We start from the raw sequence: 24,739 nt of genomic DNA, 5'->3' as shown, positions 1-24,739 counted from the left end.
TTTCCGGCAGGATGAAGGCCGCAACCTCCCGTTCCGGCCGCTGCGGTGGGTGGTCCGCGTCAGCGCGCCGCCGGACCCGCACGGGCCGCGGCTTCGTTGATCCCTGAAGCGCCTCACGCGGAGACAATCATGCGGGCCATCCTCGCCGCCCTGCTGTTGCCGATCGCCGTCCCGGCCTGGGCCCAGAGCCTGTCGGCCACCGCGACGGTCCCGAATTCGGCCTCCCTGGAGCCCAACAGCGCCATCGCTAATCCCGGGCAGCTCAGCCTCGGCGGCGGAACGACCACCGGCCCCTTCCCGACCCTCTCGGCGCAGACCGGCGGCCTCGTCAATGCCGGCCAGCTCAGCCTCAGCCGCTCGGGCGGCGGTGGCGGCACCATCGGCGCGCCGTCTGGAACCGGACTCGCCGCGGGCCAACTCGGCCCGTCGGGAACCGGGGATACGGGCGGCGCCGGACTCGCGGGGACGACGGCCGGTTCGAGCGGGATCGGCAACACGATCGGCGCTACCGGGATCCGGATCGGCTCCAGTTCCACCGCACGCTCGGCGCAGGGTTCGATCGGGGGCGGCGTCTCGTCGATCGGCTCCGGCAGCCTGCCGGTCGGCGCCTCCGCGAGCGGCCTGACCTCCCCGGCAAACGGCTTCGGAGCCGGTGGCACCGGGACATCGACGGGCGGCGTTTTCGGGGTCTCGACCGGACAGGGGCGCCTCGGCACCGGCTTCGCGACATCGGGGATTGCGGCCAGCGGCGGCGCAAGCAGTGGCGGCGCCGGAATCGCTGTCGGCACGTCCGGGATCACAGACCGCGATCTCGATGCCGCCGCCACGGCGCGCACGCCACAGGCCGCGGGCGGCGCCTCCGGCGGTGCCGGCATCGCGGGCGCGGCGCCCGGCTCAGGGAGCAGTGCCTGCAAAGGCTTGCCGGCCGAGGCCTGCCTCGTCGGGGCTGACACCTTCTGAGGGACCGGTCGACGCGGAACCGGTCTCAAGCGGTGCCGTTCCTTCTGAGCCGGCACCTGGGCCGGGACAGGAGGCAGGGATGAACGTCACGGTGGGCCGCATCTCGCTCGCGGCCGTTCTCGTTCTGGGCGTCTCCAGCGCGGCGTTTGCGCGCGAGGCGGGGACCAAGACTCGCGGGGCCGACAGGGCATCGGGCCTGCATGGGATCGGCTTCACCGAGCCGAAATTCGGATCGACGCTTCGGACGGCCAGGGATCAACCCTATACGTGGCCGGTGAGCGACCGCTATCGTCCGGTCTCCCAGCCCTTCTACGGACGGGCCTACTGAGAGTCTCCGAAACACCGCCGGCGCGACCCCGCGCCGGCGTCCAGAGGCAGAGCCAGGAATGTGCGCGATGCATCCGCGAAGCTGGCTTGTCCTAACGGCCCTCGTCGCCTCGCCTTTCTCGGTGCAAGCGGGGGAGTTCGCGCAGACGGCGCCAACTCCCGGCATGGCCTTGACGCTTCCCGAGCCCGGCATGGCGAACGGCGTTCCCGCACGGGCGCCGCCCTCTGCCGCAGAGACGCCAGCACCGGTCGCGCCCCAGGTCGAATTCCAGGGCAGTCGGCGGCGATTCAAGGCGCTTGGCAGTGGATTGCCGGTGATCGACGGCCAGCTTCCCAACCAGCGCACAGGGCCCAAACGCGAACACGTGGTGCACGACATCTGTATCGGCTGCTGATCGCTTTCGACGGCGCCCCGGGTGACCGAAATCGGGGCTGAAGACCCTATTGAAGCGGGCGCCCAAGGGTGTTGGCCCGGATCCAACGCGGCGAGAGGATGTCGCCCGCCTCGGTGATGATCCAAGGTTGAGCATCCTCGGCCTCGATCGCCTGTGCGGCGACGGCGAGTGCTTCCCTGAGGGTTTTAAACGGTCGTCCCTCGGCGGAACGGCCAGGCGAGCGCCGGGGCCAGACGGTCAGTTCGGCGCGCATGTCGAGATCGGCGGGCGTCATCTCTCGCTCCGAGTGCTTCGCGGGCTCGCCATCCCTAACGCCGCCGTGTGACGTGGATCTGGCGATCGTGTTGCCGATTCGTGTCGCGGTTCCGCGCCGGTCCTCAGTCCGCATGCGCGGGCAGGGGGCAGGAACTGCGTCGTCTCTGAAAATCAAATCTTATACGGCCTCAATTTTGATTTGAACTCGGCATATGGAAGTTTAATTCCGCTTGCAGTCAATGCATGGCTTCAACAGTCCTTCCTCAAATCTCGCTCTCAGAATGCATCGGAAACATTGCAGTACCGTTCCGATGCGGCGTTATGGTGCAATGCGCAATCAACATGCCGCAACGCACAAATCCATGGTTTTCTGCGGGTGTCGGTCGTGTCCTGCGATCGATCCGCGCTCGAAACGGAGATGCCCCATGCGCACGATCCTCATCCTCGCCTCGGCCGCGCTTGCCACGGCTGCCGTCCTGGTCGGTCCCGCTGCCGCCGATGACCGCCTGCACCTCACCCCGCCGCTCTACAGGGAGCAGGCGCGCAGCACCCGCGAAGTCCACCCCGCCGGCGATCTGACGACCACGCCCCAGCCCGTGGCCGCTCCTGCCAGCCAGATCCGGTCCACCTCCGCCCTCGTTCGGCCCCTCATTCAAGCCTCTGCCGAGGTGAGCCGCTGAGCGCGACGCCAGGGGCACGATCGTCTCCGGCGCAGCTTCAGCCCTAGCGTCATCCTGTGCCGAGCATCGCGACGTCGATGATCAGACGAGGCGCAGGTCGCGGGCCGCGGCGGAAGGCGCGACACCCAGCCGGATCAACCGGCGTGTCCGCGCCCTCTGATCCTGTCGAGCGCTGCAGACTGAAGCTGCCGACCGATGCGCTTCGAACCACCATTCGAACCAGGCATAGTGGACGGCAACAGCGAGCAGGATGACGGTCTCCGCCTGCCGAAGACTCAGCCTCAGGCTTTCGTCCGCCAGACGGTCAACCTCGCCCGACATCATCGGCGCACCCGTTCCGATCCGTTCACAAGAACCGGGGCCGCGACTGCCTCCTGCGCGCTCAGAACCGACACGGCGCGACCGAACGGGGACCGGGATCTTCGCAACGTCATCCTGCCTCCTCGTGCACGAGCTGGCTCCTCAACCCCACCCATCCGTTGGGCGGTCCGGGTGAGGCTCGGTCAGATGTCGGTCTCGCGCCGGATCACGGCGTCCTCGTCGAGGCCCTTCTGCGACAGGCCGACATCGGGATCCTCGTCGGTGATCGCCGGAGGCCTGACCGCAGGAGGCGACCGGCGCGATCCGGGCTCCGGCTCGACCGCGGCGCTGTCCTGATCCGAAAGCTCGGTCGCGCGCGCGTTCGACATCCTGAAGCTCTCCCCACCCTTTCAACGCGCCGCGTGCGCTCCGGCTCCCTGTCGGGAGCGCCCACGGCGGCAGGATCGGATCGGCAGCGCTATATGGGTCGGGAGAACAAGGAGAGCGTTGTGTTCACCGTCAAGGGGATCGACCCGTCCGGGCGCGTCATGACCTTCGCCTGCGGGACCGACGAGCAGGCCATGGAGAAGACGTGGGAACTTGCCCGTCGCGGCTTCCGCGAGATCACGGTCGCCGATCCCAAGGGCAAGGAGATGTCGGCGGCCGCTTTCGAGCGTTCCCTGAACATCGACTGGGATTGATGCGCACTCCGGCGAAGCGGCCCATCCGAACGGCGCCGCGACTGCGCCGTCAGTGCAGCTCGTAGCAGTTCGTGATCACGCGCGGGTTGCGGGTCACATCGTACAGGATCGAGCACTGGACGAGATACGGCCTGTCCTTCCTGCGAAACAGGATGAGGGATGAGCGGTTGTCGAAGGTCCCGGTATAGCCGGCGATCTCCCAGCCTTCCGTGCTGAGCCGCTCGATGGTGAGTGGTTGCTCGGCCGCCGCGGTCCCCGAAATCCAAGCGAGGCTGGCGATCAGACCCAGACAGCTGCCCGGCAGCCTGAAGCCTTGAGGCCATACGGTTGGAATGGGCCTGCGTCCCCACGGTGCGAAGTTGCGTCCCGCCGGGATCACAGCCCCGTCACCTCATCGATTTCCGGCGCAGGCTCCTCTCGCGGGGGCATCGGCTCGTCCTCCGGTGCTGGAGGAAGCCGCGGTGGGGGCATCTCGCCGCTGTTCGGCGGTGTCGGCAGCCCCTGCGGGAGGTCGACAGCAGGCGCTGCGTCGGCGTCGCGCGATTTCGGATCCGGCATGATTCGTCCCCGATGTGACTCCGGCGACGCGCCGCGCCGCGACATCAACCCGACAGAGAACGACCGGAGCGCGGGAAGGTGCCGCCCCTGCGGCGGTCGGTCCGTCGATGCCGGTCAGGACAGCTCGAGCGCGCGGGTAAGACCGAGGCCGTCCATGTGTAGGATCGGGGATTCGTCCGTCGTCGCTCCGATCTCTTCCGCCTTTCGCCAGACCGCCCGGCAGACGAGAAACTCATTGCTGGCATCGATGCTGAGCACGAAATGCTCCGGCACGATCTCGGCATCCGGCAGAGCGACGCGGATCCCGCCTGCGGATCGGTCGTAGACGATGCACGGCAGGCTCCGGTGCTCGTCCACCGAGATGCTGCCGGTCTCATTCAGGCGCGTACGCGGGTAACTGCGTCGTTCGAACATCGCCGCCTCGTGGAGCTTCGAGCGGCAGAATCGGCGATACGCGTTCAGGGGACGTTTTTGAATTACATCAAATTGTCTGCACTGGCGATCGATTGTGAATTATGAGTTTTGATGTCGTATCCACAACATATTCGCGGAATGTATGCAGGTGATGGATCGTCCTGCCAGGCGGTTGAGCCACGCCGAAGGCCCTAACGAGGCCAGTCCGGACCGCGAAAGCCTATCCGGTGATCACCTCGACAAGGGTGGTCAAGAAGCCAAGGGCGACCGCGCCGATCCCACTCATGAACGCCACATCCCAGCCGGCGAACTCCTTCGACTGCGGCGCGCGCATGAAGGTGAACACCGTAACGACGGTTCCGCACACGACGAGCGCGATGGCGAGGTAGATCGGACGGGACATGACGCTTCCTCTTCACCGGTCCCGCGGCCCTGGAGGGCTCATTCTGCGGACGCATGAAACCGGCGTGATCTGTCTTTGCGCATCCGTGGACGAAGCATGACAGACGCGAACGCGGTGAACAAGGTGCATGTCAGTTCTGCATCGCAGAACGACGACGCGCGAAGGTGTGGAGATTTGATCTCAAGGTCGAGCTGCTTCAAGGCGGTCGAATTGTACCGCAGCGCTGCTGGGGCGGCCGGCCCGGGCAGGTCGGAGAAAAGGCGAATGCCATCGGCGTCGAGAATGTCTTACCGGCCTGGCGCCGTCGCGCTGAGCCGATCGTCGCCAATTCCCGCGCGGCGCCACGGCCTTCCGTGGCGAAGCGAGCCTACACGCCGACGAAACGAACCGACGCCGCAGGCTTGACCGCCGACGCGTCGACCGCGCCCGCCCGATGGAGGATCCGAGGCTTATGCTCGGGTGATTACTTCCGGGCAGCCATCAGGTCGTGGGTGAGTACCGTCAGCTTGCCGATCAGGCTGCTGATGTCGGCGCCCTTGCAAGACCACTGCGTTCCGATTGCTTCCCCGTCCGCCGAGACGGAGACCACGGCCACGGAGCGCAGCCGACCCTCACGGGCGAGCGCCAACTGGTCCTGCAGCACTGCGATGATCGACGCGGTATCCTCGTCGGCAATGGCGGGGGCGACATGGGCCGGGAAGGGCACCACCGTACTCGTCTGCTCTCGCTTCATCTCGCTGATCCCTCGACTCTCGTCCCAGGGACCGACGTGCGCATCCGCTTTGTGCAGAGTAAGGCAGCTTGTCCGTGTCGCGCGACGTTGCGGATCAGTGTGGCGCTCGCGCAACGATCGCGGCGTCCGGGCAGCGTCGTGGCGGCATCCCGTCCGGGCGCCGCACGCGCAGCCCCGCGACGGGACGCGGATCGGCTCAGGCGGCCTGACGGCCCTTCCGCTCGGCCATGGCGCCGGGCTGTCCGAGGCCGATGGCCTTGGCGAGGGCGGAGCGCTGCTCGGCGTAGCTGGGGGCGACCATCGGGTAGTCGGCCGGCAGGCCATAGCGCTCACGGTAGCTCTTCGGGTCGAGGCCGTGGCTGGTGAGGTGGCGCTTGAGCGTCTTGTAGGTCTTGCCGTCGATGAAGCTGACGATGCCGTCGGGCCGGACCGACTTGCGGATCTGGGCCGCGCCGGGCTTGTCGACGTCCGCCGGTGCCGCCGCGCCGGTCTCGACCGTCAGCGTGCCGGCGACGAGGCCGGCGATCGCGCCGTGCACGCGGGCGATCAGCGCCGGCAGCTCGGCGGCCGGAACGGGATTGTTCGACACGTAGGCGGCGACGATATCACCGGCCAGTTCGATGAAATTCGGATTGGGACCGGATGTTTCTTCTATCACTTCAAAATTCCTGATGTGCCCCTCTCCTGCGATTTGCTACCTTCGTGCGCCGAAAGCAAGTTACAAAAACATTCAACGGCCAGCATTTCGTGCATGATTGGTATGCCCGCCCGCGCCAATGGGTAGGAATTTCTAGCATTTTCGCCGTGAGACCTTTTCGCCCCGACCACCGGGCAACCGGTTCATTGCGGGTCTGTTTCCGTTCTGCAGAACAACCGAGGCGGGCGCCTAGGCGGGTTGTGAGCAACTTACGAGGCGCATCAGGGGCGCACAGAGCCGTAGCTGCGCCTCGACCCGGAGATCCTGTTTCACCTCCGCGGTGACGTGACGGCCTGATCGTGGCATGGGGCAGCGATGCTCCTGCTCGTGCTTCTCGTCGCCCTGCTGGCCGTCGTGGTCGCGATGTTCGTCCTGCGGCGATGGACAGGCCGGCTGACGTCCCTGGCAACACTCATCGCGGCGGCGATCGTGGCATTGTGGCTGGCGCAGGTCGGACTTCTCCCGGGCTCCAAGGGACCGCTCACCGCGGAACGGCCGCTGATCCCGGGCCTCGACCGGTAACGGTCCGGTAAGCGTATCGGCGCGAGCATGGCCCATGCCCTCGCTCTCCGCTCCGCGTCTGCTCACGTTTCTGGTGTCGGCCGTGCTGATCGGCCTCGCCGTCGCAAGCCTGTATACCCGGATCCCCATGGTCGGCCGTACGGTCGTCATGCACCGGCAATGGTTCTTCATCGGTGCCTACGTCCTGCTTGCCCTCGGGGTCACCACCCGCAGCCTGTGACGGACCGCCTGCCGGGCAGGAAGGGACCGATGCTCGCCCCCGTAGCGCACGGCATGAGCCTCGAGATCACCTTCGTCATGCAGGCCTCCAAACTGCATCGGAACCGCTCGAGAGCCGCGCGCCAGGAGCCCGCCCAGATCGAGTCCGGCGCGCCTGAGAAGGCCGCGGTCCTTGCCGCAGGCATGCCGGGCACGGCCGTGCTGAAAGGGACGCCGTCGACGGGACCGTCGAACCGAACGGCGCGACGATCCGCGCGGTCCCGGAAGACTTCTCCGACCTCTGCAGGGCGGCTGACAAACCGGCCCGTTTCCCGGTGCGACAAGCGCGACACGCGATTGCGGGGGCCCGGAAACTACGTAGAAACGACGGAGACTGATTCCCGCGGGCTGATACGCTCGCCGAGCAGAAACCCGTGCCCCGCTATTTCATCGATCTTCATGACGGCGCCAACCTCGTCCGCGACCATGAGGGCTACGACCTGCCCGACCTCGCGGCGGCGCGGGCCCAGGCGGTCCGGATCCTGACCCGCCTGGCGCAGGGTCTGACCGACCCGGTCGAGCGGCAGGACTTCATCATCGCGGTCCGCGACGCGGACGGGCTGGTCCGGCTCCGCCTGCGATTGTCCTACGATGTCGAGCCCAGCTGAAGGGGTTCTCACATTCGGGATAGCGTGGCGCCGCGCCGCGTTGGTGCTGGGCCGGCGCAGGTGCTCGGCCGGGGAGATCGGATGCGACGGTCCACAGGTGTGATCGGGACGCTCGCAGCGTCCCTCGTGGCGTTCGGCTGCATCGGCGGGGCGTCGGCACAGACCGCGCCGCCCCCGCCCGTGGGCACGGCGACGGCGACGGCGGACAACGCCATGCTGCTGACGGTCTTCCTGCGGCACGACCAGTCGCGGCCTCTGGCGGAGCTGAACGCGCAGCTGGCCAAGCAGGGCTTCTACAAGGCCTTCCCGCCGCCGGGGATCGAGGTGGTCTCCTGGAACGTCGTCATGGGCATCGGGCAGATCATCACCCTGCGGCTGCCCGCCACCCGGCTCCGCGAGGTCAACCGCGTCCTCGAGGACACCGCCTGGGGTGCCTACCGAACCGAGTTCTACCCGAGCTACGATTACAAGGCGGTCGGTCTCGCGGAGCACGAGAAGGCGCGCTGAAGCGGCGTCGGCGCCGCTGCCCCGTCCCGTCCGCGCGTCGGCGGCCGCAATGCTTCTCAGCGCGGGCCGCTGTCGCTGTTCCGCTGCCGGCAGCGCCAGCCGGCCATGCAGGACGGCACGTCCGCGGTGGGCTCGAAAGCCGGGGCCGCCGTCTCGTCGATCCGGCATGAGCCCGAATCCAGGTGGACGGTCTCGTAGGCCGTCTCGCTGGTCGCCAGGACCAAGTTGCGCGCCTGCGCGACGCGGGCCTGCAGCGCCGCGCAGGTGAGGCTGCGCGTGGTCACCCGCTCCTGCGCCAGGGCGGCGGGGGCGAAGGCGATCAGCACGAGGACGGAGACGAGGCGGGTCATGGATCCCTCGAGCGTTTCCCATCGGTTCGGCTTCGTCCCCGGTGAGGATGTGGGTGAGCACCGCGGCACGGCCCGGCGCCGCCCTCCGACCGGGATGCCGCCTCCCGTCAGGGCGTGTCGTCCGGGTCGTGATGGCCGTCGAGCACGGTGCCGCTCGTCGGGACCGCCGCGGCCACCGCCTCGGCACGGCGGACATCCGGGGCCGTCGCCTCCTCGACGAAGGCCGCCACGGCCTCGGTCAGCGGCAGCGTCCGGGTCTGCTGGCTGCCGAGCCGACGGATCGAGACCGTCCGCTCCTCCGCCTCGCGGCGGCCGAGCGCCAGCAGCACCGGCACCTTGGCCAGCGAGTGCTCGCGGACCTTGTAGTTGATCTTCTCGTTGCGCAGATCGGCCTCGACCCGCAGCCCGGCCCGCTCCAGGGCGCGCACCACGTCGCGGGCGTAGGGATCGGCCTCGCCGGTGATCGTCGCCACCACCACCTGCACCGGCGCGAGCCAGAGCGGGAAGTGCCCGGCGAAGTGCTCGATCAGGATGCCGGTGAAGCGCTCCATCGAGCCGCAGATCGCCCGGTGGACCATCACGGGCGGCTTCCGGGCGCCGTCGGCATCGATGTAGAAGGCGCCGAACCGCTCCGGCAGGTTGAAGTCCACCTGCGTGGTCCCGCACTGCCAGTCGCGGCCGATAGCGTCGCGGAGCACGTACTCGAATTTCGGGCCGTAGAACGCCCCCTCCCCCGGATTGACGGCGGTCTTGATCCGTCCGCCCGACTGTTCCTCGATCTGCGCCAGCACCCGGGTCATCACCGCCTCGGCGTGGTCCCACAGGGCGTCGGAGCCGACGCGCTTCTCGGGCCGCGTCGAGAGCTTCACGACGATCTGGTCGAAGCCGAAATCCGCGTAGGTGGAGAGGATCAGGTCGTTGATCTTCAGGCACTCGTCGGCGAGCTGGTCCTCGGTGCAGAAGATGTGGGCGTCGTCCTGCGTGAAGCCGCGCACCCGCATCAGCCCGTGCATCGCGCCGGACGGCTCGTAGCGGTGGACCACGCCGAACTCGGCCATGCGCAGGGGCAGGTCCCGGTAGGATTTCAGCCCGTGCTTGAAGATCTGCACGTGGCCCGGACAGTTCATCGGCTTGAGAGCGAACCAGCGCTTGTCCTCGGCCTCCTCGCCCGCCGACTGCGCGGCGAACATGTTCTCCCGGTACCAGCCCCAGTGGCCGGAGGTCTCCCACAGCGCCTTGTCGAGGATCTGCGGGGCGTTGACCTCGGCGTAGTCGCCGCGCAGGCGCCGACGCATGTAGGCGATGAGTTCCTGGAAGATCGTCCAGCCCTTGGCGTGCCAGAAGACGACGCCCGGCCCCTCCTCCTGGAAGTGGAACAGGTCCATCTCGCGGCCGAGCCGGCGGTGGTCGCGGCGCTCGGCCTCCTCCAGCCGGTGCAGGTAGCCGTCGAGATCGGCCTGGTTCGCCCAGGCCGTCCCGTAGATGCGGGTCAGCATCGGGTTGTTCGAATCACCGCGCCAATAGGCACCCGCGACCTTCATCAGCTTGAAGGCGGTGCCGACCTTGGCGGTCGAGGTCATGTGCGGGCCGCGGCAGAGATCGAACCAGTCGCCCTGGCGGTAGATCTTGAGGTCCTCGCCCGGGGGGATCGCGTCGACCAGCTCGACCTTGAAGGCTTCCTGCTTGTCGGCGAACAGGGCCCGCACGTCCTCGCGCTTCCAGACTTCTTTGGTGAAGGGCGCATCGCGCGAGATGATCTCGCGCATCTTCGCCTCGATGGCCGGGAAATCGTCCGGTGTGAACGGGGTCTCGCGATAGAAATCGTAGTAGAAACCGTTCTCGATCACCGGGCCGATCGTGACCTGCGTGTCCGGCCAGAGCGACTGAACCGCCTCGGCGAGGACGTGCGCGCAATCGTGCCGGATCAGCTCCAGGCTGCGGGGATCGGTGCGGTCCAGAAACTCGATGCGCGCGTCGCGCGCGATCGGGTCGTCGAGATCGGCAACCGTTCCGTCCAGCGCCATGGCGACGGTGCGCTTGGCCAGCGACTTGGCGATGCCCTCGACGACGCTGCGGCCGGACGTGCCGGCGGCGACCTCCCGCGTGTTGCCGTCGGGAAAGGTGAGAATCGGCATGGCTTCAAGCGTCTCCAGGCTCAGTCCTGCATACGGGGCAGGTAAGCGTCTTCAGGGGAGCGGCCGTGTAGACCGATTTTTTCGGAGAGGGAACCGAGCCCGGCGCGTGGTCGCCCCGCGCCCTCGCGCAAATGCGCGCCATCGTCCCCACCCGCCGTTCGGCGCCGGGGGCATGGCCCAGGAAGCAACACGCGGGACGCGGGACGCCGCGGGAACCCAGGTGTCGGCCGTGTACGCGCGGGATCCGATCCCCGCGGCGCCCGCGGCAGCGGCCGGGCATCGCCCCCGATCGCGGCCGTCTTTCTCGTCGCGGTGTCTTGCCGACGTCCCGGTCCTGCGCCTCGCTGCCGGCGGTCTCGGACGAGGTGCACGCACCTCCGGAACCCGCCCTTCAGCGCCGTGGCCTTCCAGCCGTCCCCCGCCTCGTAGTGGGCGGGTCCGCAGGGGGCTTCGGGCACGCCCAGAGGCGGGTCGGCGCGGGGGCATTTCCTCACCCCGCCGGGCCAAGGGCCGCCCGGTCTCACGCCCGCCTCCGAGACACGCCCCGTGCCGGTCCGCCGCCCGGGGCGATGGCGGCTGAGAGCCACCGACGCGGGCACCGCCCCGCCCGCGGACCCGCCCGGTCAGCCACCGGACGGGCCCCGCGAAGGACGCCACAGGATCGCTCCCGAAGCGCCGCGGGCAGGTGCGGTCAGGAAGCACAAAATAGGAACATTGTCAAGGGATCGGCACGGGAGGTCGGTGTCTTCCCGCTCTGCAGGCCTCGATAATCAGACGCCCACTTGCCGATGCGCTCTCCTTCCCCCTTGCGGGGAGGAGCCGAGGTGGGGGTGGTTCAGAAGGCACCGCTACGCCTCATCCTGAACCACCCCCACCCCTGACCCCTCCCCACAAGGGGGAGGGGAAAAGCGCCTCGATCTCAGCAGGTTGCGTGTCGCGGACAGACGCGTGAATCCGCAAGCCTGCATGAAGATGGCGCGTCGCGCTCCCTCATGAGCATCGATCCCCGCGGAGACGCGAAAACGTCGTTGCCCGGTCGGCCGAGCGCGGTGTCGGTGCCGCACGCCAAGCGCATCCCAACCCCTCACCCGCTCGCGCCTCGATGCACCGCCCTCCTCACCCCGCGCGCCGCAGCCGGCTCGCGAAGAAGCCGTCGAGGCCGCCGCGGGCGCCCGGCACCTCGGGGAGATGGCACGGCAGGGTGCGCAGGTCGCCGTTGCCGTCGATCAGCTCCGCGGCGCCGCCGACCTCCTCGGGCCGGACCGGGACCCGGACGAACCGGGCGTCCCGGGCCAGGAAGGCCGCGACCTGCGCCTCGCCCTCCTCGGGTTCCAGCGAGCAGGTGCAGTAGACGAGCAGGCCGCCCGGGCGCACCAGCCCGGCCGCGTGGTCGAGGAGCCTCGCCTGCAGGGTCGCGAGGCGGCCGATATCGGCCTCCGCCTTGGTCCAGGCCACGTCCGGATGGCGCCGGATCGTCCCGGTGGCCGAGCAGGGCGCGTCGAGCAGCACCGCGTCGTGGTCCTGCGGCTCCAGGGCGAGCGCGTCGGCGACCACGATCTCGACCTCCAGGCCGAGCCGCGCGACGTTCTCGCGCAGGCGCTCGAGCCGGGGCGCCGAGCGGTCGATGGCGGTGACGCGCGCCCCAGCCGCGGCGAGCTGCATCGTCTTGCCGCCGGGGGCGGCGCAGAGATCGAGCACGCGGGCGCCGGGCTCCGGCGCCAGCAGCCGGGCGGGGATCGCCGCGGCGGCGTCCTGCACCCACCACGCGCCGTCCGGGAAGCCCGGCAGGTCGGGGATCGGCGGCCCGCTCTCCGGCATCCGCAGGGAGCCGGTGGGGAGCGTCACGGCCCCGAGCCGCTGCGCCCAGTCGCCCGCCGGGCCGCGCAGGGTCAGATCGATCGCCGCCCCGGCGAGATGGGCCTGCGCGATCCGGCCGGCGCGCTCGGGCCCGTAGGCTGCGCTCCACCGGCGGGCGAGCCAGTCCGGCGTGTTGATCGCCAGGGCGTCGGCGCTCTCGGCCAGGATCGCGTCCCGCTCCCGGGCGATCCGGCGCAGCACCGCGTTGACGAGGCCCGCGAGGTGCGCGGTGCGCGGGTCGGCCTTCGCGAGCCGCACCGCGAGGTCGACCGCCGCGTGGTCGGGCACCGCGAGGTCGAGGATCTGGGCCGCGGCGGTGGCGAGCAGCGCCGTGAGCTGCGGCTTGGCGGCGGGCAGCCCGCGCTCCAGCCGCTGGGCGAGCGCGGCGCGGATCAGCCCGTAGCGCCGGAAGGTCGCCACCGCGATCGCCCGCGCCAGGGCCGCGTCCGCGGGTGCCAGCGCGGCGGCGCGGGTCGCCTGCGCGATCGCGTCGTCCAGGGCCGGCGGGCGCTCCTGGCCGATCAGGGCGGCCACCGCCTGCAGCGCGGCCCGGCGCGCGCCCAGGCCGGCGGCCTCGGGCCCCGACTCTTCCGCCGGTCCGCCGGTCGGTGTCCCGACCCGCCTGTTGCGACCTTTGTCCCGCGATGCCACTTCTGCTCCGGAGCCGACTTTCATCCGGCCCACGCCCTCACACCCGAGCGAGCGCGATGCAAGACCCCACCGGAAAAGACCCGAACGGCCATGGCGCGGACGCGCCCGAAGGCGCTCCGCGCCGTCTGAGCCCCGCGGCGCAGCGCGCCCTGGCCGAGGCCGCCGAGCGGCGGGCGGCGATCGATGCCCGCGCCGCCGCGATCAGCGCCAAGCCCGAGCGTCAGGGCCGCGGCGGGCTGGAGCCGGTGCGCTACGACGACTGGGAGGTGAAGGGCCTCGCGGTCGACTTCTGAGCGGATTTGCGGTGGCCGTCTCCACGGTACAGGACAGGATGCGGTCGGACGGTGTTCCGGTAGATCCGACCCTGCTCGCCTCATCCTGAGGTGCCCGCGTCAGCGGGCCTCGAAGGAGGGCTCCAGGGATCTCGGAGCAATCTGGAAGCCTTCTTCGAGGCCTTCGCTGCGCTCCGGCCCCTCAGGATGAGGTGGAGGATTGGACAGCCGATCCGAAGCTGCCCGGGCTTGTGTCACGGACCGTGGGCAGGCCGACGCGGCATCCGCTCAGACCCTCGGCCCGGCGCAGGTTCTCGTCGCGAAAGAGGCTCCGCCCGCCTACTCGGCCGGGAGGCCGGCGGGCGCCCCCAGCGCCTGCTCGACCGGCGCCTCCGCGGCGCCCGCCCCGAACCGCCGGTACCAGAGGCCGGTCAGGATCGGCACGACGATCGAGGTGACGATGATGCAGATCGTCACCAGCACGGTGGCGGTCGGGGCCGCCGGGGCGAATTGCGGCGCCACGGCCGCGATGGCGAGCGGGTTGGCGGCCGCCGCCCCGGCCGTGGAGGCGGCGGCGAGTCCCGCCGTCCCGGTGCCGCCGCCGATGGCCCGGTCGGCCAGGATCAGCGGGATCCCGGTCAGGACGATCACCGCCAGCGCCAGCGCGATGCCGAGCCCGGCGAGCGGCGAGAGCAGGTTGCCGAGATCGACCGTGTTGCCCAGCGCGAAGGCGAAGAACGGGATCATCAGCTGGCCGCCCGGGGCGAACAGGGCGCGCAGCTTCGGGTCGAGGTTGCCCAGCGCGAAGCCGACGAGGAACGGCAGCACCGCGCCGACGAAGATCTGCGGCTCGAAATGGGCCGCCCCCGAGGCGCCGAGGATGATCATGCTCATCAGCGGGCCGGACTCGATCGACGTCAGGATGAAGGCACCGGCCTCCTCGCGGCTGCCGTAGGTCTGCATCAGGGAGGCGTAGAGGCCGCCATTGGTCATATCCATCGCGCAGACGATCGCCAGGATCGACAGGCCGGCGGAGAAGCCGGACTGCACGCCCTCGGGCGGGATGAACAGCGACGCGACCATCACGATCGCCCAGGCCGACAGGAGCTTGGTCAGCACCAGCGTGCCGGACTTGCGCAGGACCGTACCGGTGGCGCCGAGGCGCAGCGACGCGCCCATGCAGAAGAACCAGACCGCCAGGATCGGGATCACGCCGGTCATGATCCCCTGCGTGAAGCCCTTGAAATAGGCCGGCGCCCCCGGCGCGAAGGTCTTGCACAGGGCGCCGAGCAGGAGCGGCACCAGCATGAGCCCACCGGGAATCCTGTCGATCGCCGCCTTGATCTGCATGGCCGTCCCCTCCCGCACGTCCGGCATCTGCCGACGCGCCGGGTCCCGGGCGGTCCCGCTGGCGTCGGGCCGGCCCGCGCCTCTGACGGGCGCCCTGGTGGGTCGGTGCGACATCCTGTTCCGGCCGGCCGATCATCGTCAAGCGCGCCGCCCGGGGACGGAACGGGGCCCGCGCGCCGCCGTTGGCCTGGATCATCCGGAAAGGGCGCGCGATGGCGACGAAGGTATCGGCACGGGGCGCGGCCGAGGGGCCGCACGGCGAGATCACCCTGGCGCAGGGCGCGCGCTTGGGGATGCGGATGTGGCGGGGCGAGGAGCCCAACGCCGACAAGCCGATGACCACCTCGCCCCACGAGACCGTGGGCTACGTGATCAGCGGCCGGGCGGAGCTGATCGTCGGGTCGGAGACCGTGGCGCTCGCGGCCGGCGATTCCTACTGCGTGCCGGCCGGGGCCGAGCACACCTACCGGATCCTGGAGACGTTCACGGCGGTCGAGGCGACGGCGCCGCCGGCGACCTGATCGGCCCCTGCCCTCAGTGGGTCATGTAGACCCGCGTGCCCACGTCGACCCGGCCGTAGAGATCGACCACGTCCTGGTTGTACATGCGGATGCAGCCGTAGGACGCGTAGGTGCCCACCGAGCTCGGGCGGTTGGTGCCGTGGATCGCGTACTCGCCGCCCGCGAGCGTCATGGCCGCCGCGCCCATCGGGTTGTGCGGCGAGCCGCCCGCGATGAGGTTCGGCAGGCGCGGGTTGTCGCGCTTCACCTCGGCCGGCGGGGACCAGGCCGGGGCGACGTACTTGCCGTCGATGCTCGCCGTCCCGAACCATTGCTTCCCGGGCCGGCCGACCGCCACGGGATAGCGGATCGCCGTCCCGTCGCCGTTCACCAGATACAGCTTGCGCTGCGAGACGCTGATTACCACCGAGCCCGGCGCGACGCCGTTCTGGAAGGCCACGACCTCGCGCGCCTGCGCGGAGCCCAAACATCCGGCCAGCATCGCTCCGGCCAACCCGAATAAAGCCGCCACCCGACCCGACATCACCTGTACCTCGACAAGCAAGAGCTTCTGCGGCCAAGTAATCCACGGCCGAGCTTGTCGTTCCAGGAAAAGCTATGGTTGATGCGTCTTCAGTCCCGGAAACCCTAGGGGACGGTAAAAGAGCATCGTAAATCGCCGCGTCGCGCCGGGACGGCGGTCCCAAAACCTCGGCGGCGTCCCGCTCAGCGCTCGATCAACGTGCCGCCGCGCCTGTCCTCGGCCTGCCAGCCGTGGCGCTCCAGCTCCGGGTCGCAGTGCTCCTCCACCGGGTGGCCGACGCAGAGATAGGCCACGAGCCGCCACGTCTCCGGCACCGCCAGGAGCGCCGTCACGGAACCGGGGTCGAGGATCGACACCCAGCCGACGCCGAGCCCCCGGGCCCGCGCCGCCAGCCAGAAGCACTGCACCGCGCCGACGACCGAGTAGGCGAGCGTCTCCGGCATGCTCGCCCGCCCGAGGCCGAGGCCGGCCACGGTCGCGTCGTCGCAGAAGGCCGCGAGATGGACCGGCGCCTCGTTCAGCCCGGCGAGCTTGAGCGACCGGTACTGCGCGGCGCGCTCCGCGTCGTAGCCGGACGCCGCGGCGGCGTTGCAGCGGGCGAAGCTCGCGGCGACGCCTTCCCGCCGGCCGGGGTCCGAGACGCGCACGAAGCGCCAGGGCCGGCTGTTGCCCACCGAGGGGGCCCGATGGGCCGCCGCCAGGCAGGCGCGCAGGGCACCCTCGTCCACCGGATCCGTCCGGAACCGGCGCACGTCCCGGCGCCACGCGAACAGCGCGTCGAGGTCGTGCAGGAAGGCGTCGTCGAAGGCGGGCGGGCCCATGATGGATCTGGCATACCCGCATCCCGGTCCGAACCGGAACTAGAAAAAAGGCCGCCCGGGTGGGCGGCCTGAAGTCCTTGGGTCTCGAAACCTCGGAGTGCCGGATCCTGGGATCCCGAGCGGCGACCGCTGGCTGGGGAGCTGGGTCGCGGGGCGCCGCCCGGGCAGGGCCCGGCGAGGTTCACGAAGTGTTGTGCCCCGGCAACGCGGCCCCGAAAAGGCGCGATTGGGGCGGAAGCGTGTTTTTTGTCGCTTGGGTGTGTCTTCGACGACACGCAGCGTACCCGCAGCCGCCCTTGCGGCCCGCTGCGGCGAAGCCCATCATTCGGCAAAGGATCGATGCACGGGAGCGGTGATGACCGAACGGACGAGCGCCGGGCCGAGGCCCGACGAGGCGGCAGGGCATGTCATTCCCTTCCCAGCCCGCGCGGCTCCTCCGCAGGTCGCCTTCAACCGGGACGAACTGCGCACGATCTTCAACCTCTACGGCCGTCAGGTCGCCGCGGGCGAGTGGCGCGACTACGCCCTCGATTTCCGCCGCGACAAGGCGGTGTTCTCGATCTACCGCCGTTCGTCGGAGATGCCGCTCTACCGGATCGAGAAGGATCCCAAGCTCGCGCGTCGCCAGGGCGCCTACGCGGTGATCGCCGCCAGCGGCCACATCCTGAAGCGCGGCACCGAGCTGGCCCGGGTGATCGCCGTGCTGGAGCCGGCGCCGAAGGCGGTCTGACCGCTACCGCATGCAAGGCCCCCGGGATGACGAGGGCGACTTGCTCGCTCAGGCCAGCCCCAGGGCGCGGACAGTTGCGGCGATCTCGGCCACGACCTCCGGTGGCAGCGGCCGGATCGGCCGCGGCGGCTCGGCCCGGCACAGGCCCAGGATGTCGGCCGCCGCGTAGACCACGCGCAGGCTCGAATGTGCCTTGAACAGCGCCCAGAGCGGCTCGAGATCCGCGTTCAGGGCGCGCGCCCGCGCGGCATCGCCCGCCTCGACCGCGCGCACGATCGCCGAACAGGCCTTGGGAAACAGGCCGCCCGCGACGCTGAACCACGCCGCGCCGCCGGCGATCAGCGACTCGGTCACGTTCCAGTCGCCGCTGAAGCCGATCGGGAAGTAGGGCGGGACAGCCTCCCGAAGCGCCGCGACGCCGGGGGCTGCGGCCGCCGGATCCGGCGCCGGACACTTCGCGGCGACCACGCCGGGCAGCCGCGCGATCCGGCCGATCAGGGCCGGCGAGAACCGGAAATGCGTCGTGGCCGGATTGTCGTAGATCACGAGCGGCAGGCCGCCTTCCTCCGCCACCGCTTCGAAATGCGCCGCGACCTCGTCGTCGGTCAGCGGCGTGTAGGACATCGCCGCGAGGAGTCCGGCCCCGGCGCCGGCCGCCCGCGCGTCCTGCGCGAGGCGGATGGCCTCGTCGGTGCGCAGGGCGCCGATGCCGACGAGGAGCGGTACCCGCCCGCCCACGGTCTCGGCGGCGATCGTGACGGCCCGCCGCCGCTCGTCACGGCTCAGATACGCGTAGGTCCCGGTGCTGCCGAGCAGGCCGACCGAGTCGACCCCGGCATCCGCCAGGGTCTCCAGGAGCCGGCGCAGGCCCTCGGCGTCGACGCGGCCGTCGGCATCGCTCGGGGTGATCGGGAAAGCGGAGAGGCCGGAGAGTGCGGGCATGGCCGGAGCTTACCAGCGCTCGTGCTCGCAGGCCACGCGGTCGCCGACACGAGCCAGGACAAACCCGGGCCGGCTCCCCAACCCATGACCTCATCCTGAGGCGCCGGAGCAAACCGGAGGCCTCGAAGGCGCCCTCCAGAGGCCGCCGCGATCCCTGGAGCGCTCCTTCAAGGCCCGCCGACGCGGGCACCTCAGGATAAGGGCGTTGGATGGGACCCCCCGGCACCACATCCTGTCGTGTCCCGTCGGCAAGCCGAAGCTTCGTCCTCTTGGAGTCCACTCGCGGTCTCGGCCGCAGATCTTCGTCGCAAACCGACAGCCGCTTTTGCCAAGCCTGCTGGGCGCATCCGGCTGCGCCGGGCACACAAAAAGAAACCCCGGCGGTTTCCCGCCGGGGCTTCGCTGGTTCGCCGTCCAGGCTGGCTTAGCGGCGGTCGCCGATCAGGCTCAGCAGGAACTGGAACATGTTGATGAAGTCGAGGTACAGCGTCAGGGCGCCGTTCACCGACATCTTGGCCGCCATCTCACCGTCGAAGCCGCCGTAGAGATACATCTCCTTGAGCTTCTGCGTGTCGTAGGCGGTCAGGCCCGCGAAGATCAGCACGCCCAGCACCGAGATGGCGAACTGGAGGGCCGACGAGGCGAAGAAGATGTTCACCAGCGACGCGAGGATGATGCCGATCAGGCCCATCATCAGGAACGAGCCCATGCCCGAGAGGCTGCGCCGGGTGGTGTAGCCCCAGAGGCTGAGCGAGCCGAAGGCGGCCGCCGTGATGAAGAACACCTGGACCACGCTGCCGCCGGTGAAGACCAGCAGGAGCGAGGACATCGAGGCGCCCATCACCGCCGCGAAGGCCCAGAACATCGTCCGCGCCGACGAGGCCGACATCCGGTCCATCCGCATGGAGAAGACGAAGATGAACGCCAGCGGGGCGAGCATCAGGACCCACTTCAGCGGGCTGAGATAGAGCGTCTGACCGAAGGGGGTCAGGATCGGGCGGGTGCCCTGGTAGGCCGCCACGGAGGCCATGTTCAGGCCGAGCGCGACGAGACCCGAGATGCCGAGCCCGACGACCATGTTGTTGTAGACGCCGAGCATGAACGTGCGCAGCCCCTGGTCGACCTCGACCTGGGTGCCGGCGTAGCCGGACGGCTGCTGGGCGCCGTACCGGAAGGGGCTGTTTTCGAATGCCATGGGAGTTTCCTTGCGGAGGCTCTCTCAGCGTGGTGTTCGGGCGAGGCCCACGCAGGACCTCTGGCGCCCGACTGGCGCCTCGGCCAGGAATATGTTGCGCCTGCGTCCGCGACACAAGTCCCCGGTCACGGTTGCGGGGCCGCTTTTCCGTGTCCGGCGGATGTATTTTTGTCCATTCAGGCAGGGATTAAAATGCATTCCGGTCCGACAGCGTGTCGTTCGACTGACGGTTGCCGGGATCGGACCGTTTCGATGAGCCCGCCGGAAGTCTTAACGGCGTCCTGATGCGACCTGCGCCTGCGCGGCGGCGCGTTTTTCCGGTGCGGACCGGCACCCCGGGCCCGGATACGTGCCTGCGCGGGCGAACCGCATCGTCTGAGATCCGACCCCCACCGCGTGGAATCTGGGCTGACCGGATCCGCCGGCCGCGGGGCTGGATCCGCTCCCGGGACGCCGACCGGCGGGGTTGCTCAGTCGGCCACCGTGCCGGCGATCGTGCGGCCGAGACCCAGCAGGACGAGTTCAGCCGCGGTTCGCACCTCCGCCGGCATGTCGTCGGTGAGCGTGTCCTTGAGCGCGAGGGCGAGGTCGACCGCCCGCTCCAGGGGATCAACGCCCGTCAGGGGCTTGCCGAGCACGTAGCGGTCGCCGCCGTCACGGATTTCCGTGATGTCCATCAGGATTCCGTGCGACCGCTGCGGCTGGCCGTCCGCGCTCCGATGGGTCCGACCCCGGCTCAGGAGCCAGCGGACGGAGCCGTCCGCCTTGAACACGCGGTACTCGGCCAGCACCAGTCCGCTGGACGAGACGGCCCGCAGCATGTGGTCCATCAGCCACGTCATGTCCTCGGGATGCACCGCCGCCAGAGCCATCGGTCCGTTGATCGGGCGGTCGGCGAGGTCGGACTTGCCGGTCAGCAACAGCGCCGCGCCCGCGTCGTAGACGACGACACCGCCGACATGGTCCCACTCCCAGGCTCCCACAACGCAGGAGGCGTCGAGGGCCGCGCGGAGACGGTCGGCATTCTCCGCGTAGCCATCGATCTCGTTGATGCGCATGGTGGATGGTCCCCCAGACCGTTCACAATCCAAATGTCTGTCTCCGTACCAATCCTACGGCAGAATGACAAAGAGTTCACTTGCGAATACCTGTTTGTCCGATCACCTTTCCTCAGGTTGGGAATTCATCCTCCGTCTGGGGACCTCTGAGGCACTTCCATGGATGAGGGTGGGATCGACTTCCCGCGCATGATTGTCGAGCCGGCGGGCGAGTCCAGATCTTCCCGCGCGCTCGACAGGATTGCCCGGTCTCTAGATCTGCCGATTGCGGCGTTCCTTCGGCCTGATCGACATCAGCCCGTCCTCCAGCCGATGACCGAGCGGGAAGCCGAGTGGCTGCTGCGGCTGGTGGAGGTCCACCTGCGCCAGCTCGATCCGAGCGCGCGGCGGCGCTTCGGCGAAGCGGTCTGCGCGATGCTCGACGCCGCATCGGCGGAGGGCTGAGAGCGCCGGCCGATCCGATCGGCAGACCGGCGATGCGGGAACGCGCGCGTGGCCGGTCCGCGGGACACCGCACAGGACCGCAACGACGAGGTGGGTCGGCCCCGGTCGCGGCCCGTCTGCCGCCGGGCGGAGTCGCATCTCGCTGAGTGGGCCCCCGGAGCGGGACCGTGGCGGCCGGCACGGCTTCTCGCGCGCCTCTCCCCAGACCACCGTCGCCCGGGCCCCACCTCCCTTCGCGCTTCAGATCTGCCGCAGGTACGGCGCCGGCTTCTGCCCCAGGATCCGCCAGGTGCCGGCGAGGCCGAGGAGGATCGCGAGCGCCACCGCGGCCACGGCCGCCACCAGCGCGCCCGACAGGTCGAGCCGGAAATCGAGGTGCATGACCTTGGCGACGATCACCCAGCCGGCGAGCGTCCCGGCCATGAGGCCGAACAGGGCGGTGGCGAGGCCCAAAGCGGCGTACTCGATCGCGTAGGCCGCGAGCAGCCGGGACCGGCTGGCGCCCAGGACCTTCAGCACGACGGCGTCGTAGAGCCGCGCCCGGTGCCCGGCCGCGATGGCACCCGCCAGCACGAAGAGGCTCGCCAGGACTGCGACGGCGCTGGCTCCGCGGATCGCCAGGACCAGCCGGCCGACGAGGTCGCCGATGGCGTCCAGCGCGTCCTTGACCCGAACGGCGCTCACTGACGGGAATGTCTTCGCCACGTCGCGCAGGATGTGGTTCTCGGTGGCCGCGTCGGTGCCGCCGGGCAGGGTCAGCGTGGCGAGGTCCGAGTGCGGGGCGCCCCGGAACGTGCCCGGCGAGAACACCATCACGAAGTTGATGCCGAGGTTGCGCCACTCCACCCGGCGCAGGTTGAAGATCGTCGCGGTGAGGTCGCGGCCGAGCACGTTCACCGTCACGGTGTCGCCGAGCTTCAGGCCGAGCTGGCGGGCGAGGTCGGCCTCGAAGGAGACCAGCGGCTTCGCGCCCTGCTCGGCGCTCCACCACGCGCCCTCGGTGAGGCTGGAGCCGTCCGGCACCGTGTCGGCGTAGGTGATGCCCCGGTCGCCGTCGAGCACCCAGGCGGCGTCTTCCGGCGGCCGGATCTTGCGCGCCGGCACACCGTTCAGGGCGACGATCCGGCCGCGCATCATCGGCACGTCCTCGATCTTCCCGTTCGGGGCGGCGCCGGCCAGGAAGTCCCGGAACCGGGCGGCGTCCCGCGAGGGGATGTCCAGGAAGAAGAGATTCGGCGCCCGGGCCGGCAGGGTCGCGCTGATCGTGCGGCGGACGTTGACGTCGATCAGGCTGAGCGTCACGAGAAGCGTCACGCCGAGTCCCAGCGACAGGACGATGGCGGGCGTCAGGGCGCCGGGCCGGTGCAGGTTGGCGAGCGCCATCCGGGGCGCGGGCCAGCGCGGATGCGGCAGGCGGCGGGCGAGCGCCATCAGCCCGAGCGCCACCAGATGCAGCAGGCCGAACGCGATCGCGGCGGCCGCGATGAAGATCAGCGCCACCCGCCGGTCGAAGGCGGTCGCCACCGACAGGGCGACCAAGGCCGTGAGGCTGACAGCCAGCCAGATCCGGTAGCGCCAGCGCGGGCTGACCCGGGCGGGGTCCACCGTGTCGCGGAACAGGCCGGAGACCGGCACGTCGTGGGCGCGGCCGAGCGGCGTGATCGCGAAGGCGAAGGCGGTGATCAGCCCGTAGGCGGCGGCGAGCGCCAGCTCGCCCGGGGCGAGGGTCGGGTTGAGCGGCAGCGGCAGGTCGGCGGCGAACAGGGCGTCCAGCAGGAAGGGCAGGCTCGCGCCGATCGCGAGGCCGATCCCGGTGCCGAGGCCGGCGATCAGCATCACCTGGGTCAGGTACAGGGCGACCACCTGCGAGCCCGGCGCGCCCACGCTCTTGAGGGTCGCGATCGAGGGCCGCTTGCGCTCCACGAAGGCGTGGACGGCGTTGCCGACCCCGACGCCGCCGACGATCAGCGCGGTGAGCCCCACCAGGGTCAGGAACTGCGTGAAGCGCTCGATGCTCTTGGCGAAGCGCGGGTCGGCGTTGCTCCGGGAGCGGATCTCCCAGCCGGCCTCCGGCGTCGCGGCGCGGATCCGGGCCTGCGCCGCGTCGAGGTCGGCATCCGGCGTGCCGGACGGCAGGAGGATCCGGTAGCTCCAGCGGTTGAGGCTGCCGGGCTGGACGAGGCCGGTGGCGCGGAGCGTCGGCTCGGAGATCATCAGCCGCGGCCCGAAGCCGATGCCGCCGGCGATCTTGTCGGGCTCGGACACGATCGTGCCGCGGATCGCCACCGGGTGCCCGGCGAGCGCGATCCGGTCCCCGACCTTGACGTCGAGCCGGGTCAGCAGGGCCGGGTCGGCGAGCGCCCCCGGCACCCCGTCCCGCTCCGCCAGCAGGTCGGCGAGGCGGCCCGGCGGGTCGGTGGCGAGGTCGCCCGCGGCCGGGTAGGTGGCGGGATCGACGGCCTTCAGCTCGACCAGGGCCGCGTCGCCGCTGCCCGCCACCGCCATGGCCCGCAGGGAGGCGACGACGTCGAGGCGGCCTTCCCGCGCCAGCGCCTGCCGCTCCGTGTCGGTCGCCTCGCGGTTGATGAGGTTGTAGGCGAGGTCGCCCCCGAGGATCCGGCGTCCCTCCCGCCCGAGCCCGTCCGAGAGCGAGCGCGAGATCGACGCCACGCCGGCGATCGCCGCGACGCCCAGCGCGATGCAGGCGAGGAACACCGCGAAGCCCCTGAGCCCGGCCCGCAGCTCGCGCAGCGCGAGGCGCAGGGTCAGCGGGATCCGGCGGGGTGCGGGGTCGGGGCGGGCGATCGTGCCGTGCATCAGGCGGCCACCGCCTCCTCGATCCGCCCGGAGCGCAGGCGCACGGTGCGGTCGCACAGGCGGGCGAGGCCGTTGTCGTGGGTGACCAGCACGAGCGTCGCGCCGCGGTCGCGCTTCAGCCGGAACAGCAGGTCGACGATCTGGCGGCCGGTGGCCTCGTCGAGGTTGCCGGTGGGCTCGTCGGCGACCAGGATCGCCGGGTCGGGGGCGACCGCCCGCGCGATGGCGACGCGCTGCTGCTCGCCGCCCGAGAGCTGCGCCGGGTAATGGTGCAGCCGGTGCCCGAGGCCGACCGCCTCCAGCTCGGCGCGGGCGCGCTCCAGGGCGCCGGAGCGGTCCGCGAGTTCCAGCGGCAGCGCCACGTTCTCGAGCGCCGTCATGGTCGGCACGAGGTGGAAGGCCTGGAACACGATGCCGATCCGGCGGCCGCGGAACCGGGCGAGCGCGTCCTCGTCGAGGCGGACGAGGTCGGTCTCCTCGATGACGACGCCGCCGGAATCGGGCCGCTCCAGACCGGCCATGACCATCAGCAGCGTCGACTTGCCGGAGCCGGAGGGGCCGACGAGGCCCACCGCCTCGCCGCGGTCGACGCTGAGCGAGATGCCGCGCAGGACGTGGACGCGGGCGGCGCCGCGTCCGAGGCTGAGATCGATGTCCGAGAGCGCGATCGCCGGCGCGCGCGGCACCTTGCCTTGGCTCACGGGCAGGCCGATCTGTGGGCGATGACGAGCATGGCGCGCGAGGTCCTCGGTTGG

The 24,739-nt window shown here is 70.4% G+C and carries 32 protein-coding genes; 13 read left to right on the top strand and 19 right to left on the bottom strand.

The features are described 5' to 3' along the window. Positions 1-129: 129 nt before the first annotated feature. From MMSR116_RS26115 to MMSR116_RS32075, 3 genes are all read left to right on the top strand, one after another. The gene (locus MMSR116_RS26115; protein ID WP_010685417.1) at positions 130-960 is read left to right on the top strand and encodes a hypothetical protein; all 831 of its coding nucleotides are present in this window, start codon (positions 130-132) and stop codon (positions 958-960) included. Positions 961-1,039: 79 nt separating this feature from the next. Continuing rightward, positions 1,040-1,288 carry a hypothetical protein gene (locus tag MMSR116_RS26110; protein ID WP_010685418.1) on the top strand — a complete coding sequence of 83 codons (249 nt, stop codon included), beginning with the start codon at positions 1,040-1,042 and terminating at the stop codon, positions 1,286-1,288. A gap of 190 nt (positions 1,289-1,478) precedes the next feature. Beyond that, positions 1,479-1,682, top strand: coding sequence for a hypothetical protein (locus tag MMSR116_RS32075; protein ID WP_244625534.1), 204 nt, complete (start codon positions 1,479-1,481; stop codon positions 1,680-1,682). A gap of 46 nt (positions 1,683-1,728) precedes the next feature. Here MMSR116_RS32075 and MMSR116_RS26100 read toward each other — a convergent pair whose 3' ends face one another. After that, positions 1,729-1,956 (bottom strand): hypothetical protein, encoded by a 228-nt coding sequence (locus MMSR116_RS26100; protein ID WP_010685420.1) that lies wholly within the window; start codon positions 1,954-1,956, stop codon positions 1,729-1,731. Between the two features lie 406 nt (positions 1,957-2,362). On the opposite strand from MMSR116_RS26100, the gene MMSR116_RS26095 reads away from it, so the two are divergent. Then, positions 2,363-2,617 (top strand): hypothetical protein, encoded by a 255-nt coding sequence (locus MMSR116_RS26095; RefSeq protein ID WP_010685421.1) that lies wholly within the window; start codon positions 2,363-2,365, stop codon positions 2,615-2,617. An 81-nt stretch (positions 2,618-2,698) separates the two neighbouring features. Here MMSR116_RS26095 and MMSR116_RS26090 read toward each other — a convergent pair whose 3' ends face one another. Both MMSR116_RS26090 and MMSR116_RS26085 read right to left on the bottom strand, forming a co-directional pair. Further along, the gene (locus MMSR116_RS26090) at positions 2,699-2,941 is read right to left on the bottom strand and encodes a hypothetical protein (RefSeq protein ID WP_039893994.1); all 243 of its coding nucleotides are present in this window, start codon (positions 2,939-2,941) and stop codon (positions 2,699-2,701) included. A 179-nt stretch (positions 2,942-3,120) separates the two neighbouring features. Then, complete coding sequence (locus MMSR116_RS26085; protein WP_010685422.1) at positions 3,121-3,306, bottom strand: hypothetical protein; 186 nt, start codon at positions 3,304-3,306, stop codon at positions 3,121-3,123. Between the two features lie 93 nt (positions 3,307-3,399). Here MMSR116_RS26085 and MMSR116_RS26080 point away from each other — a divergent pair, with 93 nt between their 5' ends. After that, positions 3,400-3,618 (top strand): hypothetical protein, encoded by a 219-nt coding sequence (locus MMSR116_RS26080; RefSeq protein WP_432419879.1) that lies wholly within the window; start codon positions 3,400-3,402, stop codon positions 3,616-3,618. Positions 3,619-3,667: 49 nt separating this feature from the next. Here the strand turns inward: MMSR116_RS26080 and MMSR116_RS26075 are convergent, their stop codons facing one another. From MMSR116_RS26075 to MMSR116_RS26055, 5 genes are all read right to left on the bottom strand, one after another. Then, complete coding sequence (locus tag MMSR116_RS26075) at positions 3,668-3,997, bottom strand: hypothetical protein (protein ID WP_010685424.1); 330 nt, start codon at positions 3,995-3,997, stop codon at positions 3,668-3,670. A 293-nt stretch (positions 3,998-4,290) separates the two neighbouring features. Then, on the bottom strand, positions 4,291-4,590 hold the full coding sequence (locus tag MMSR116_RS26070) for a PilZ domain-containing protein (protein ID WP_010685425.1): 300 nt from the start codon (positions 4,588-4,590) through the stop codon (positions 4,291-4,293). Positions 4,591-4,810: 220 nt separating this feature from the next. Next, positions 4,811-4,993: a hypothetical protein gene (locus tag MMSR116_RS26065; RefSeq protein WP_010685426.1), complete on the bottom strand. Its 183-nt coding sequence runs from the start codon at positions 4,991-4,993 to the stop codon at positions 4,811-4,813. A 463-nt stretch (positions 4,994-5,456) separates the two neighbouring features. Then, complete coding sequence (locus MMSR116_RS26060; RefSeq protein ID WP_010685427.1) at positions 5,457-5,726, bottom strand: hypothetical protein; 270 nt, start codon at positions 5,724-5,726, stop codon at positions 5,457-5,459. A gap of 196 nt (positions 5,727-5,922) precedes the next feature. Then, positions 5,923-6,384: a MucR family transcriptional regulator gene (locus MMSR116_RS26055; RefSeq protein WP_010685428.1), complete on the bottom strand. Its 462-nt coding sequence runs from the start codon at positions 6,382-6,384 to the stop codon at positions 5,923-5,925. Positions 6,385-6,738: 354 nt separating this feature from the next. Between MMSR116_RS26055 and MMSR116_RS26050 the strand changes: the two genes are divergently transcribed. The 4 genes from MMSR116_RS26050 (at position 6,739) to MMSR116_RS26035 (ending at position 8,318) form a co-directional block, all read left to right on the top strand. Beyond that, positions 6,739-6,945: a hypothetical protein gene (locus MMSR116_RS26050; RefSeq protein WP_010685429.1), complete on the top strand. Its 207-nt coding sequence runs from the start codon at positions 6,739-6,741 to the stop codon at positions 6,943-6,945. 34 nt (positions 6,946-6,979) lie between these two features. Beyond that, positions 6,980-7,165 carry a hypothetical protein gene (locus MMSR116_RS26045; RefSeq protein WP_010685430.1) on the top strand — a complete coding sequence of 62 codons (186 nt, stop codon included), beginning with the start codon at positions 6,980-6,982 and terminating at the stop codon, positions 7,163-7,165. 412 nt (positions 7,166-7,577) lie between these two features. After that, positions 7,578-7,811 carry a DUF6894 family protein gene (locus MMSR116_RS26040; RefSeq protein WP_010685431.1) on the top strand — a complete coding sequence of 78 codons (234 nt, stop codon included), beginning with the start codon at positions 7,578-7,580 and terminating at the stop codon, positions 7,809-7,811. Positions 7,812-7,892: 81 nt separating this feature from the next. Next, complete coding sequence (locus tag MMSR116_RS26035) at positions 7,893-8,318, top strand: hypothetical protein (protein ID WP_039893997.1); 426 nt, start codon at positions 7,893-7,895, stop codon at positions 8,316-8,318. Between the two features lie 56 nt (positions 8,319-8,374). Here MMSR116_RS26035 and MMSR116_RS26030 read toward each other — a convergent pair whose 3' ends face one another. The 3 genes from MMSR116_RS26030 to MMSR116_RS26020 all read right to left on the bottom strand — a co-directional run bounded on the left by MMSR116_RS26030 (position 8,375) and on the right by MMSR116_RS26020 (position 13,311). Then, positions 8,375-8,668: a hypothetical protein gene (locus MMSR116_RS26030; RefSeq protein ID WP_010685433.1), complete on the bottom strand. Its 294-nt coding sequence runs from the start codon at positions 8,666-8,668 to the stop codon at positions 8,375-8,377. Positions 8,669-8,775: 107 nt separating this feature from the next. Next, positions 8,776-10,803, bottom strand: a complete 2,028-nt coding sequence (gene thrS / locus MMSR116_RS26025) for a threonine--tRNA ligase (RefSeq protein ID WP_010685434.1) — start codon at positions 10,801-10,803, stop codon at positions 8,776-8,778. Positions 10,804-11,919: 1,116 nt separating this feature from the next. Then, the gene (locus tag MMSR116_RS26020) at positions 11,920-13,311 is read right to left on the bottom strand and encodes an RsmB/NOP family class I SAM-dependent RNA methyltransferase (RefSeq protein WP_244625533.1); all 1,392 of its coding nucleotides are present in this window, start codon (positions 13,309-13,311) and stop codon (positions 11,920-11,922) included. Positions 13,312-13,367: 56 nt separating this feature from the next. Between MMSR116_RS26020 and MMSR116_RS26015 the strand changes: the two genes are divergently transcribed. Further along, complete coding sequence (locus MMSR116_RS26015; protein WP_010685437.1) at positions 13,368-13,604, top strand: DUF1674 domain-containing protein; 237 nt, start codon at positions 13,368-13,370, stop codon at positions 13,602-13,604. Between the two features lie 318 nt (positions 13,605-13,922). Here MMSR116_RS26015 and MMSR116_RS26010 read toward each other — a convergent pair whose 3' ends face one another. Beyond that, positions 13,923-14,933, bottom strand: coding sequence for a 2-keto-3-deoxygluconate permease (locus MMSR116_RS26010; protein WP_010685438.1), 1,011 nt, complete (start codon positions 14,931-14,933; stop codon positions 13,923-13,925). 212 nt (positions 14,934-15,145) lie between these two features. Here MMSR116_RS26010 and MMSR116_RS26005 point away from each other — a divergent pair, with 212 nt between their 5' ends. After that, the gene (locus tag MMSR116_RS26005; RefSeq protein WP_010685439.1) at positions 15,146-15,454 is read left to right on the top strand and encodes a cupin domain-containing protein; all 309 of its coding nucleotides are present in this window, start codon (positions 15,146-15,148) and stop codon (positions 15,452-15,454) included. 13 nt (positions 15,455-15,467) lie between these two features. Here the strand turns inward: MMSR116_RS26005 and MMSR116_RS26000 are convergent, their stop codons facing one another. Both MMSR116_RS26000 and bluB read right to left on the bottom strand, forming a co-directional pair. Continuing rightward, complete coding sequence (locus tag MMSR116_RS26000; RefSeq protein WP_010685440.1) at positions 15,468-15,977, bottom strand: L,D-transpeptidase; 510 nt, start codon at positions 15,975-15,977, stop codon at positions 15,468-15,470. 182 nt (positions 15,978-16,159) lie between these two features. After that, the gene (gene bluB, locus MMSR116_RS25995; protein ID WP_010685441.1) at positions 16,160-16,798 is read right to left on the bottom strand and encodes a 5,6-dimethylbenzimidazole synthase; all 639 of its coding nucleotides are present in this window, start codon (positions 16,796-16,798) and stop codon (positions 16,160-16,162) included. A gap of 355 nt (positions 16,799-17,153) precedes the next feature. Here bluB and MMSR116_RS25990 point away from each other — a divergent pair, with 355 nt between their 5' ends. Then, positions 17,154-17,528: a DUF2794 domain-containing protein gene (locus MMSR116_RS25990; RefSeq protein WP_010685442.1), complete on the top strand. Its 375-nt coding sequence runs from the start codon at positions 17,154-17,156 to the stop codon at positions 17,526-17,528. A gap of 48 nt (positions 17,529-17,576) precedes the next feature. On the opposite strand, the gene MMSR116_RS25985 is transcribed toward MMSR116_RS25990, so the two are convergent. The 3 genes from MMSR116_RS25985 to MMSR116_RS25975 form a co-directional block, all read right to left on the bottom strand. Continuing rightward, positions 17,577-18,470, bottom strand: a complete 894-nt coding sequence (locus tag MMSR116_RS25985; RefSeq protein WP_010685443.1) for a dihydrodipicolinate synthase family protein — start codon at positions 18,468-18,470, stop codon at positions 17,577-17,579. A 424-nt stretch (positions 18,471-18,894) separates the two neighbouring features. Then, complete coding sequence (locus MMSR116_RS25980) at positions 18,895-19,665, bottom strand: Bax inhibitor-1/YccA family protein (protein ID WP_010685444.1); 771 nt, start codon at positions 19,663-19,665, stop codon at positions 18,895-18,897. A gap of 470 nt (positions 19,666-20,135) precedes the next feature. Further along, on the bottom strand, positions 20,136-20,723 hold the full coding sequence (locus tag MMSR116_RS25975) for a PAS domain-containing protein (protein WP_010685445.1): 588 nt from the start codon (positions 20,721-20,723) through the stop codon (positions 20,136-20,138). A 159-nt stretch (positions 20,724-20,882) separates the two neighbouring features. Between MMSR116_RS25975 and MMSR116_RS25970 the strand changes: the two genes are divergently transcribed. Beyond that, a complete protein-coding gene (locus MMSR116_RS25970; RefSeq protein WP_010685446.1) occupies positions 20,883-21,167 on the top strand; it encodes a hypothetical protein in 285 nt (94 codons plus the stop codon). 240 nt (positions 21,168-21,407) lie between these two features. Here MMSR116_RS25970 and MMSR116_RS25965 read toward each other — a convergent pair whose 3' ends face one another. Further along, complete coding sequence (locus tag MMSR116_RS25965; RefSeq protein ID WP_010685447.1) at positions 21,408-23,984, bottom strand: ABC transporter permease; 2,577 nt, start codon at positions 23,982-23,984, stop codon at positions 21,408-21,410. Further along, positions 23,984-24,685, bottom strand: coding sequence for an ABC transporter ATP-binding protein (locus tag MMSR116_RS25960; RefSeq protein WP_244625532.1), 702 nt, complete (start codon positions 24,683-24,685; stop codon positions 23,984-23,986). Before MMSR116_RS25960 ends, MMSR116_RS25965 begins: the two co-directional genes overlap by 1 nt. Positions 24,686-24,739 lie beyond the last annotated feature (54 nt).

Source organism: Methylobacterium mesophilicum SR1.6/6 (assembly GCF_000364445.2).
Lineage (GTDB): Bacteria > Pseudomonadota > Alphaproteobacteria > Rhizobiales > Beijerinckiaceae > Methylobacterium > Methylobacterium mesophilicum_A.
Note: the sequence above shows the minus strand (reverse complement) of the source record. Positions and strands in the feature narration are given on the sequence as shown.

What these genes read in the sequence shown, in the direction of transcription:
- MMSR116_RS26115 (WP_010685417.1), top strand. Translation starts at nt 130, where the DNA reads ATGCGGGCCATCCTCGCCGCCCTGCTGTTGCCGATCGCCGTCCCGGCC.
- MMSR116_RS26110 (WP_010685418.1), top strand. Translation starts at nt 1,040, where the DNA reads ATGAACGTCACGGTGGGCCGCATCTCGCTCGCGGCCGTTCTCGTTCTG.
- MMSR116_RS32075 (WP_244625534.1), top strand. Translation starts at nt 1,479, where the DNA reads ATGGCGAACGGCGTTCCCGCACGGGCGCCGCCCTCTGCCGCAGAGACG.
- MMSR116_RS26100 (WP_010685420.1), bottom strand. Translation starts at nt 1,956, where the DNA reads ATGACGCCCGCCGATCTCGACATGCGCGCCGAACTGACCGTCTGGCCC.
- MMSR116_RS26095 (WP_010685421.1), top strand. Translation starts at nt 2,363, where the DNA reads ATGCGCACGATCCTCATCCTCGCCTCGGCCGCGCTTGCCACGGCTGCC.
- MMSR116_RS26090 (WP_039893994.1), bottom strand. Translation starts at nt 2,941, where the DNA reads ATGATGTCGGGCGAGGTTGACCGTCTGGCGGACGAAAGCCTGAGGCTG.
- MMSR116_RS26085 (WP_010685422.1), bottom strand. Translation starts at nt 3,306, where the DNA reads ATGTCGAACGCGCGCGCGACCGAGCTTTCGGATCAGGACAGCGCCGCG.
- MMSR116_RS26080 (WP_432419879.1), top strand. Translation starts at nt 3,400, where the DNA reads ATGGGTCGGGAGAACAAGGAGAGCGTTGTGTTCACCGTCAAGGGGATC.
- MMSR116_RS26070 (WP_010685425.1), bottom strand. Translation starts at nt 4,590, where the DNA reads ATGTTCGAACGACGCAGTTACCCGCGTACGCGCCTGAATGAGACCGGC.
- MMSR116_RS26065 (WP_010685426.1), bottom strand. Translation starts at nt 4,993, where the DNA reads ATGTCCCGTCCGATCTACCTCGCCATCGCGCTCGTCGTGTGCGGAACC.
- MMSR116_RS26060 (WP_010685427.1), bottom strand. Translation starts at nt 5,726, where the DNA reads ATGAAGCGAGAGCAGACGAGTACGGTGGTGCCCTTCCCGGCCCATGTC.
- MMSR116_RS26050 (WP_010685429.1), top strand. Translation starts at nt 6,739, where the DNA reads ATGCTCCTGCTCGTGCTTCTCGTCGCCCTGCTGGCCGTCGTGGTCGCG.
- MMSR116_RS26045 (WP_010685430.1), top strand. Translation starts at nt 6,980, where the DNA reads ATGCCCTCGCTCTCCGCTCCGCGTCTGCTCACGTTTCTGGTGTCGGCC.
- MMSR116_RS26035 (WP_039893997.1), top strand. Translation starts at nt 7,893, where the DNA reads ATGCGACGGTCCACAGGTGTGATCGGGACGCTCGCAGCGTCCCTCGTG.
- MMSR116_RS26030 (WP_010685433.1), bottom strand. Translation starts at nt 8,668, where the DNA reads ATGACCCGCCTCGTCTCCGTCCTCGTGCTGATCGCCTTCGCCCCCGCC.
- thrS (WP_010685434.1), bottom strand. Translation starts at nt 10,803, where the DNA reads ATGCCGATTCTCACCTTTCCCGACGGCAACACGCGGGAGGTCGCCGCC.
- MMSR116_RS26015 (WP_010685437.1), top strand. Translation starts at nt 13,368, where the DNA reads ATGCAAGACCCCACCGGAAAAGACCCGAACGGCCATGGCGCGGACGCG.
- MMSR116_RS26010 (WP_010685438.1), bottom strand. Translation starts at nt 14,933, where the DNA reads ATGCAGATCAAGGCGGCGATCGACAGGATTCCCGGTGGGCTCATGCTG.
- MMSR116_RS26005 (WP_010685439.1), top strand. Translation starts at nt 15,146, where the DNA reads ATGGCGACGAAGGTATCGGCACGGGGCGCGGCCGAGGGGCCGCACGGC.
- MMSR116_RS26000 (WP_010685440.1), bottom strand. Translation starts at nt 15,977, where the DNA reads ATGTCGGGTCGGGTGGCGGCTTTATTCGGGTTGGCCGGAGCGATGCTG.
- bluB (WP_010685441.1), bottom strand. Translation starts at nt 16,798, where the DNA reads ATGGGCCCGCCCGCCTTCGACGACGCCTTCCTGCACGACCTCGACGCG.
- MMSR116_RS25990 (WP_010685442.1), top strand. Translation starts at nt 17,154, where the DNA reads ATGACCGAACGGACGAGCGCCGGGCCGAGGCCCGACGAGGCGGCAGGG.
- MMSR116_RS25985 (WP_010685443.1), bottom strand. Translation starts at nt 18,470, where the DNA reads ATGCCCGCACTCTCCGGCCTCTCCGCTTTCCCGATCACCCCGAGCGAT.
- MMSR116_RS25980 (WP_010685444.1), bottom strand. Translation starts at nt 19,665, where the DNA reads ATGGCATTCGAAAACAGCCCCTTCCGGTACGGCGCCCAGCAGCCGTCC.
- MMSR116_RS25975 (WP_010685445.1), bottom strand. Translation starts at nt 20,723, where the DNA reads ATGCGCATCAACGAGATCGATGGCTACGCGGAGAATGCCGACCGTCTC.
- MMSR116_RS25970 (WP_010685446.1), top strand. Translation starts at nt 20,883, where the DNA reads ATGGATGAGGGTGGGATCGACTTCCCGCGCATGATTGTCGAGCCGGCG.
- MMSR116_RS25965 (WP_010685447.1), bottom strand. Translation starts at nt 23,984, where the DNA reads ATGCACGGCACGATCGCCCGCCCCGACCCCGCACCCCGCCGGATCCCG.